This window comes from Mycobacterium sp. SMC-13 (assembly GCF_045311035.1).
Classification (GTDB): Bacteria; Actinomycetota; Actinomycetes; order Mycobacteriales; family Mycobacteriaceae; genus Mycobacterium.
This window is the reverse complement of the sequence record NZ_JBJIAI010000037.1, coordinates 22354-30888: the sequence shown is the minus strand read 5'-3', so window position 1 is coordinate 30888 and position 8535 is coordinate 22354. Positions and strand designations below refer to the sequence as shown.

General features: G+C 64.1%; 7 protein-coding genes. 6 read left to right on the top strand and 1 reads right to left on the bottom strand.

Features of this window, described 5'->3' with window-relative positions:
- The first annotated feature begins 126 nt into the window (after positions 1–126).
- From ACJH6I_RS29585 to ACJH6I_RS29560, 6 genes are all read left to right on the top strand, one after another.
- Positions 127–693, top strand: a complete 567-nt coding sequence (locus ACJH6I_RS29585) for a hypothetical protein (RefSeq protein ID WP_406785062.1) — start codon at positions 127–129, stop codon at positions 691–693.
- The gene (locus tag ACJH6I_RS29580) at positions 690–1112 is read left to right on the top strand and encodes a 4'-phosphopantetheinyl transferase superfamily protein (protein ID WP_406785061.1); all 423 of its coding nucleotides are present in this window, start codon (positions 690–692) and stop codon (positions 1110–1112) included. The genes ACJH6I_RS29585 and ACJH6I_RS29580 overlap by 4 nt, the downstream gene beginning before the upstream one ends.
- Positions 1113–1374: 262 nt before the next feature.
- Positions 1375–2556 carry a hypothetical protein gene (locus ACJH6I_RS29575; RefSeq protein WP_406785060.1) on the top strand — a complete coding sequence of 394 codons (1182 nt, stop codon included), beginning with the start codon at positions 1375–1377 and terminating at the stop codon, positions 2554–2556.
- A gap of 45 nt (positions 2557–2601) precedes the next feature.
- The gene (locus tag ACJH6I_RS29570; RefSeq protein WP_346414753.1) at positions 2602–3996 is read left to right on the top strand and encodes an O-antigen polymerase; all 1395 of its coding nucleotides are present in this window, start codon (positions 2602–2604) and stop codon (positions 3994–3996) included.
- Between the two features lie 28 nt (positions 3997–4024).
- Positions 4025–5125, top strand: a complete 1101-nt coding sequence (locus tag ACJH6I_RS29565; RefSeq protein ID WP_346414751.1) for a right-handed parallel beta-helix repeat-containing protein — start codon at positions 4025–4027, stop codon at positions 5123–5125.
- A 347-nt stretch (positions 5126–5472) separates the two neighbouring features.
- The gene (locus ACJH6I_RS29560) at positions 5473–7449 is read left to right on the top strand and encodes a right-handed parallel beta-helix repeat-containing protein (RefSeq protein WP_406785059.1); all 1977 of its coding nucleotides are present in this window, start codon (positions 5473–5475) and stop codon (positions 7447–7449) included.
- Here the strand turns inward: ACJH6I_RS29560 and ACJH6I_RS29555 are convergent.
- Positions 7439–8533: a glycosyltransferase family 4 protein gene (locus tag ACJH6I_RS29555; RefSeq protein WP_406785058.1), complete on the bottom strand. Its 1095-nt coding sequence runs from the start codon at positions 8531–8533 to the stop codon at positions 7439–7441. The genes ACJH6I_RS29560 and ACJH6I_RS29555 overlap by 11 nt on opposite strands.
- Positions 8534–8535: the final 2 nt, after the last annotated feature.

Genomic DNA, 8535 nt, shown 5'->3' with positions numbered 1-8535 from the left:
TGAAATCACCTACAGCGCAAGGTCGCTCGGCGATTGCCCCTTAGCGCCGGATTTCGTCAATCTGCTCCCCGACCCCCGAAACCGGCACTGGCTGTGCTGGCCAGGACCTGGGCTCCGGTAGCGGTCTTGCTCTCGGACGAGGGCCTCGCCGGCGTCAGAATCGACGTGTACAACGACACCGACGCGGAGCTGCGTGGTGAATTGACCTTGACGGCAACGAATTCCGTGGGCGTTGCGGTGGACGCCACTCGACCGATCACGGTGCCCCCGGCCTCGTCGACGACCTTCCACGATACCGAGCTGTCAGGACAATTCCGAGATCTGTCACAGGCCTATCAATTCGGCCCGCCGACAGCGGATGCCGTCCAGGCCCGGGTCACCTTCGACGGCAGACCGACCGTGTACGACGTGCTGGTCGTGAATCCTGCAGGCAGGCAAGCAGCTTCACTGCTGACCGCGACGGCATCCCCGGTATCGGAAGGCATATGGGTGCTCGAGTTGGTGTCCGAGGTCGCGTTGCGGTACATCGAAATCGAGATTTCTGGTTGGCGGGTCAGCGACAACTATTTCCACGTGGCCGCACGACTACCGCGTCAGATCATGGTGACCCGGCAGAGCGGCGGTGAGTCGCCGACCGGAACAGTCGGGTCGATCGATCTGCGCGCGTCGATTCCGATACGGAGATCGGTGTGATCGTTCCTGAGGTGCAGGTTCCGGGTCACCACGTCCGGGTCGGTTGCGATGTGGTGAGTCTCGACGAGATCGAACACTCCGTGTCGACGTTCGGCGCGCGGTTCCTCGCCAAGATCTATACCGACGACGAGCTGGCCGCATGTGCCGGACCGAGCCGGCTTTCTCGACTCGCGGCCCGATTCGCCGCTAAAGAGGCCGCTATCAAGGCATTTTCACGCCCAGATGCCGCCTTCGTGCCCCGCGAGATCGAAGTGGTGACGGCGAAACCGCTCGTCACCCTCCGGTTGAGTGGCTCGGCCGCAGAGCTGGCGGCCGAGCAGCAATGGCGGCAAATCTCGCTGTCGCTGACACATTCCGAGTGCCACGCTGCCGCCGTCGTGGTCGCCGTCTGCGGGCCAATTTCACTTGACCCGTCTTGATCGTGTGAAGTTGCTGTAATTGCTCATGTGCGTTTCCAGCAACCTCAATGGGCAGGTCTGTTCACCATTGCACCGAGCGAAGTGATTGCCGAAGTTGGCCTTTAAAACCATATTTGTGCCGGGTTGTTCCGCGTCCAACCAGCCGGCGGCGCAAGGCGCAGCGCATGATTTAGCGATGATTGCCGACATCTCTGTAAATTTGCCATCCGGGGGTGCCTTCATTACTGTCTAAGCCACACGAATAGGTTTGGAGGGAGCCGACGTGGGACCGCGACGTAGGACTGCGATTTCGAAGTGGATTACGCCGCTGTGGCCGATCACGTTGGTGGGCATCGTGCTCGGTGCGCTGATCGGGGCGTTCGCCTTGGCCCCGAGCAAAGACGTGACTGCGAGTACCACGATTCGAGTCGATGAACCGATCGAGGCCAACCAAATCATGCTCGGCACGCAGCCGCTGCTGAACACGATGCCCGATTACATGTCGGGCGAATTGGCCTATCTGTCATCGCCCAGCTATCTGGACTCCGTCGCCAAGAAGCTCGGGGAAAGCAAGAAGCCCAAGCTGTCTGCATCGCAGGCAGGGAAGTCGAACCTCGTCACGCTCTCAGCCACCGCTGCCAATGCAGACGAAGCTCGCCGGACTGTCGATGCTGCCGTCACCGTCTTCACCGGTCACGTGTTCGATCAGAACCAGCAGCGGTATCAGTCCAGCCTCGACGCCGTCAACGCTGTCATCCCCAAACTCGAAGAAGCTCAACGGGCAAGTGAACCGGTGGCCACCCGCCCGACCGACGAGCTGGTCCAGCTGTATTTCCGGCGCACGTCGCTGCAGGTCGAGTTGCTGCGTACGCCAGGTGTGCAGACCGTCGAGCCGACCCGCATCGCCGAAGCGACCGGACTGCTGAGTTCGCCGGCGTTGGGCCCCATCGGTGGCGGGCTCCTCGGAGGCATCGTGGCACTGGCCGGGGCCATGGTGTGGCGCTCGCGCTCCGGCACCATCACGTCGGTTACCCAGTTGGACGGTGACGACAAGCTCGCGCTCCGGCCGGTACTCCGACTCGCGCGGCGGCAGGTTGACGAGCAGGCGGCGCGCACGATCTATGCGCAACTCCCCCGCCCGTGTACCGGCACCATCCTCGTGGTCGGGGCGTCCGCCGAGTCGGGCTCCGCGACGGTGGCACGGCATATCGCCTTTGCCGCCGCCGAGCACGGCGAGGCCGTCAGTGAGGATCTCGCCGATGGCGACGGCGCCAACCGCGCCGAGACGACAATCCTCGACGGTGGCACCTGGAGTTCACCCGTCGCGGTCGAGGCGGCCGACACGGCCGACCAGATCGTGGTTGCCGTGCGGATCGGCTTCGACACCACTTCCGACGTCGATATCGCCGCCCGGTCCATCGCGCACCGCGACATTCCGGTGTCTGTCGTGGCGACGCGCGCGTGACAGCCCGCGTCAGCCCGCAAGCACGGCTGTGACCGAACCATGCTGATGGCAACGAAACCCCGCGCCGCAACCGGGTCTGCCACAGGTGGCGAACTCCGGCTGGGATGGCTGTCGCCGGCCGTGGTGTCGCTTGCCGTCGGCTCGAGCGCGATCCTGCTGACTGCCTCGGTCGACGATCAGCAGTTCCGGACGTATTGGCAGGAACCGAAAGTCGTGACGGACAGCATGTTGTGGCTGTTCGAGTGCGGCGTGCTCGCCTTCGCCTTCGGCGCGATGATCGCCATCGCTGCCATGCCCGCCCGAGACAATCTGGCCACGGTATGGCCGGCGTTGTCGGAACGGCGCCGCGCCGCCCTCGAACGCGCCAGCACGGTACTGACAACCCTGACCATCGTCGGATACGTGGGGTTCGCGGTTCTGATCGTCAAGAGTGGACTCGGACCCGCCGAGCTGTTCGGCGGATCTGACCACCCGTGGGATGCCCCGGCCAAAACGGCCATCGGCAACATCCCCGGGGTAACCGCCCTGACTCAGATCGGCATCGCCGCGGTCGTCATCTCCGCAATCCTGCTGGCGCACAGTTACTCCCGCGCGGAGCTGATAAAGCTGCTCGTCGTCCTGGCGTTGTCGGTGCCGCGCTCGTACATCTACTCGGAGCGCCTCGCGATCCTCGAGCTCGTCGTCCCCGTGGTGGTCGTCGGTGCCGGCTGGCTTTCCACCCGCGGCCGGAAGCGCCGCACCATCGCTCGCGCCATCCCCGTGGCCGGTATCGCGCTGGTGATCGTCACGTTCGCGTTCTTCGAGTACTTCCGGTCGTGGATGTTCTACCGGATGCATGGAGAAGATTCGTTCCCCACGTTCGTGCTGAATCGGCTGGCGGGCTACTACGCGACAGCCATCAACAACGGCGCCGTCATCGTCGATCACATGACCTGGCCGGGGCGGCTCCCGTACGACACGCTCGAGTCGTTCTGGTCGGTGCAAGGCATCTATCAACTTCGGCTCTACGAACGCCTCGGCGGTCATGATCGGCCCTACCCCAAGACATTTGATCCAGATTCTCCCTACTACCGGGTCCTCGAGCAGTACGCGAACCCAGAGTTCAACAACCCCAGCGGGTACGAGGCTCCGTTCGTCGATTACGGCTCGATCGGCGGTCTCGTGTTCTTCTTCGTACTCGGCGTGGTCGCCGGGCTGCTCTACCGCCACTTCTGCAGGGGAAGCCTGGGCGGCCTCCTCGTGTATCCGATGTTCTTCACGGGGCTGGTCGAGTGGCCGCGGTACATGTACTGGGTCCAGGGCCGCGTCACCTACGCCTGGGTCGGCCTTGCCGCGGTAATTGTGGCGGTGCTCCTCACCGAACGCAGAGCTCGTCGCCGCGCGACGATCTGGCCGAAGCGGGCCCACGCCGCTGAATCAGTAGTAGTCGCAGTCGACTGAGAGGGGACGCTCCGTGCGAGGTCGGGCAATGTTTGCGGCACTCGGCGCCGTGGTGATGATGGTCGCCGCCTGCAAACCCATGTCGGTCGCGGACGACGGTGACGTCCGCGACGACACCGCCGCATTGCAGGCACAGTTCGACGCGGTCGAACCTGGCGCGACCCTGACCCTGGAACCCCGGGCCTACCACCACCGGGGCATCCTCACCGTTCGGGTACCTAACGTCACGATCAACGGCAACGGCGCCACGCTGACCGCGACCAATGACGAGACGTCTGCTGTCGACATTCTGGGCGACGGCATCACCCTCACCGACGTGACACTTGCCGCCCCGTCCGAGGGCAAGCGCTGGATGGGCGAACAGCAGCACAAACTCGTCGTCAAAGGGCAGCGCGCGACCGTGCGTAACGTCAGGGTGAGAGGCTCGGCCGGTGCCGGCATCTACTTCAGCGGCGCAACACATTTCGTCGCCCGCGACATCACGATCACCGGTACGCGCGCCGATGGTTTGCACATGACGGGCGGCTCGGCGTTCGGTCAGGTCGAGAACATCAAGACCGATCAAACCGGCGACGACGGTGTCGCAGTCGTGTCCTATGACCACGACCCGGCGCCGTGCCATGACATCACCGAAAAGAACATCACCGTCGGGAGCACCCGCTGGGGACGCGGCATCACCGTGGTCGGCGGGAACAACGTTGACATCAGTCATTTTGCGGTCGCGAACACCAGTTCCGCCGGCGTCTACGTCGCCAACGAGGGCAACCCGTTCTTCACCCGATCCGTCGAACGGGTTGCGATAACCGATGGCACCGTGACCGGTGCCAATTGGGACAAGGACATCGAGCAGGGCGCCATTCTCGTGTACTCGGGAAATCAGGGACGATTCGTGCACGACGTCAGCGTCTCGAATGTGACGGTCACCGCCACGAGCACCACGGTGAACCGCAACGTGGCGATAGTCGATGAGACGAACGGCGGAGATCGCGCGATACACGGGATCAACCTGTCGAACATCCATCTGACGGCGACGACCGTGGCGCCGTTCTACAGCAACGTGCCGGCCGGCAGCTACACCGTGGCCGACTGGACCAGCGACGGCAAGCACATCGACGTCGCCTCGATCTAGACCCGGTAGCCGTCGCCGGATCCGTGTGCAACAAACAGCATTTGCGCTGCGCGACAACCGGTTCGGCGGTAACATCTGTTACTCTGCCGCGCGTCTAAATTGCACACAAAACTGACGCCATGGCAAAACAATTCAAAAGGTATCGAACAGCAACATGCTGGTGGTTCACCGCATTCTGCGTCAATAACGTCGAATTCTGGCGAAGCTTGAATGCCTTTCGCGTCCGGTCCAGTTCTGAGATGAATTTCCGAAATGCCACACATTGCGCCCAACGCTCGTCATCATCGTTGCGACAAATGACGGCCGCGTAGCTCCGCGGCCCGATAAAGCGTCGAGAGGTCGGGCAAATGGACATCACCATGTGCGTTGGGCGGGTCGGCGCATTGGCGGTCGCGTTGGGCATCGGTACCGCCATCGCAGGCATGGGCACAGCGGCTGCAGCACCCGAGGTCACGTCGACCGCGCCGCACCAGAGCGATTCGAAACCCGGTTCATCAAAGGCGGATTCGAAAACCGCGGGCAAGCCGGCCGGTCGCGCCAAAACACCTCGCGCCCAAGGGAAGACAACCGAGCCACGAAATGTACGCCCCGCTCAGCCGGTCGCGTCGGCCGCGGTCCCCAAGACCGTGCCGGTGCAACTTCCCTCGGCTGCACCGAACGTCGCGGTTGCCAACGCGAAATCGATACAGGTGGACGTGATTTCGACCGGCGTCAGCACTCCTGCAGCACAATTGCCCACGACGGCAAGCGTCACCACGCCAACCAGTTCGTCGTCCAACGGCGCGGCACCTTCGGCACCCATCGGTGCGCCGATCGCCTGGACCATCGCCGCGTGGACGCGACGCACGCCGAGTCCGTCGCAGGCCACCGCACCCGCCACCCAAACCACCACGAGCGCCCCGACCCAGACGACCGACATCGCGGCTCAGCCCACGCCGGCCGCCGCAACCACCACGAGCACAACGTCGCTGACCACCCTGCTCAAACCGGTCACGGCGATCAAGACGAACCGCAACTCACTCGCTGCGGGCACGCCGACCGTCGGCACACCGGATGCCACCACGGGCGCCGTCTCCGGATCGCTCAATGTGACGAACCAGGGCACGGGCACGGTCACGTACACCGTGTCAGCACAACCGACCTACGGCACCGTCACGGTGAATTCGGACGGCACCTTCACCTACACCCCGACCAAGTTGGCCCGGGACCTGTCCGCGGTCTCGGCGAACGCGAACACCTCCAGCTTCACCGTCCTCGCCAGCAGCGGTTCGTCCAAAGTGTCCGAGACGGTCACGGTGCCGGTTCTGGCGACGCCGATCACGGGCGACAGTACCGCGGTGCTACAGAATGTGTTCAGCAATCTCAACCCGGGCTCGACGCTCACGCTGGCGCCAAAGACGTTCTACCACTCGGGCATTCTGCAGATCACCGTCTCCGGGCTGACCATCAACGGCAATGGGGCGACGCTGCAGGCCACGAACGACGCGACGTCGGCGGTCGAGATTCTCGCCGACCACGTCACGATGAGTAATCTGACCCTGGGCGCCAACTTGACCGGCCCGCGCTACTACGCCGATGAACAGCACAAGCTGCTGATCGAGGGCGACTACGCCACGGTCAGCAACGTCACCATCAACGGTGCTGCCGGAGCCGGCATTTATGTCCTGGGTGCCGGCTGGTTCAACCTGAGCGGCATCACGGTGAACAACTCACGCGCGGACGGGATTTCGATGACCGGCGGCGCTCACGACGGCGTCGTGAACAACCCGGTGACGAACAACACCGGCGATGACGGAGTATCGGTCGTCTCCTACATCGCCGACGGAACCATCTGCTCCAACATCACGATCAACAACCCGATCGTCAACGGCACGACCTGGGGTCGCGGTGTGACCGTGGTGGGCGGACAGAACATCACGTACAACAACATCAAGGTCTCCAACACCAACGGTGCTGGGGTGTACATCGCCTCTGAGCCCAGCTACGACACCATGGGGGTGTCCAACGTAATCGTCAACGGCGGCATCGTGACTGGCGCGAACTACAACTCAGGCGTGGTGCACGGCGCCATCCTCGTGTATGCCGGCAACGGCGGCCAGCCCGTGACCGGCGTGACCATCGAGAACATCTCGGTGACCGGAACCCCGCTCACGGCGCAGCGCGAAATCGGCCTGATCCAAGAGACCGGATCGAGCATGAGCGGCATCATCTTCAAGAACATCAGCTTCGACAAGACCACGCTGCCGATCTTCTACACCAACACGCCCAGCGGGAGCTACACCGCGAGCGGCATCACCATGGGCGGCACGACGATCATCGCCTGACCTGGTGGAGCCCGTCCGGCAACAGGGCGTCGAGCATTGCCGGAAACGCCCGTCTCGCGTCATGATCGGCACAGACCCGTTCATACGCCCGCTCGACCATTTCGGCTACGCCGGAAGGATTTTCGAGCACGTCGGTGATCGCCGCAACCAGTGCTTCGGCATCCCCGACAGGAACCAGTACGCCGGCGCCGTCACGTAACAGCCAACTGCTGCCGCCGTGATCGGTCGCGATCACCGGGACACCGACGCTCATCGCCTCGAGCGCCACGATCGGACCGGCTTCGGGCGAAGTGCTGGCGTTGACCAAGATGTCCCAGTTGAGCACGGTCGCAACCGGATCGACATGCCCGAGGAAGCGCACCCGGCCATCGAGTTCGGCGTCCGAAAACCGTTGCAGCTCGGCGAGATAGTCGGCGTCGGCATGGAACGCGCTGCCCGCCACCTCACAGTGGACTCCGGGTACCCGGGTGAGCGCCTGGAGCAGTACCTGGTGGCCCTTCCAGGGCGTGATCAATCCCATGATGCCGATCACCGGCTGCGGACGAGTGCGCCGCTGTGCGAGTACACCCGGGATGTCGACGCCCAACGGCGACACCGACACTTCGAGCCCGAGTTGTTGCACGGGCGCCGCCGTCGGGGGTGACACCGCCACGGCACGGCGAATGGCCGGCTTCCCGATCCGCACCATGGCTCGCTGCTTGGCTTCATCGAGGGTGTCGTGAACGAGCCAGGAGACACCTTGCCGCAGCCGCGCGAGGCGGGCGGCCGGCAGCGCCAACAGAGAGTTCACAATGACGACATCGTGTGCGCCGACAGTGCGACGAATCACCGCCGCGGCACGGATCCACCGTCGCGCCAAGGTGCCCAGCGCCAGCACCCGTGCCACCCCCGAGGCGCCGCCAAGGTCCAGTTCGTCGATCCCGATGTGCGCGACGCCATCGGGTAGCCGGTCGGCCAGGACGCCCGCAGGGCTGATCACGCGAACCTGATCGCCACGTTCACGGGCGGCTTGAATCAGCCGCAGCAGCACGACTTCCGCACCCGATACCCGCCCGGCACGGTTGACGAAGACGATGGAAGCCATGG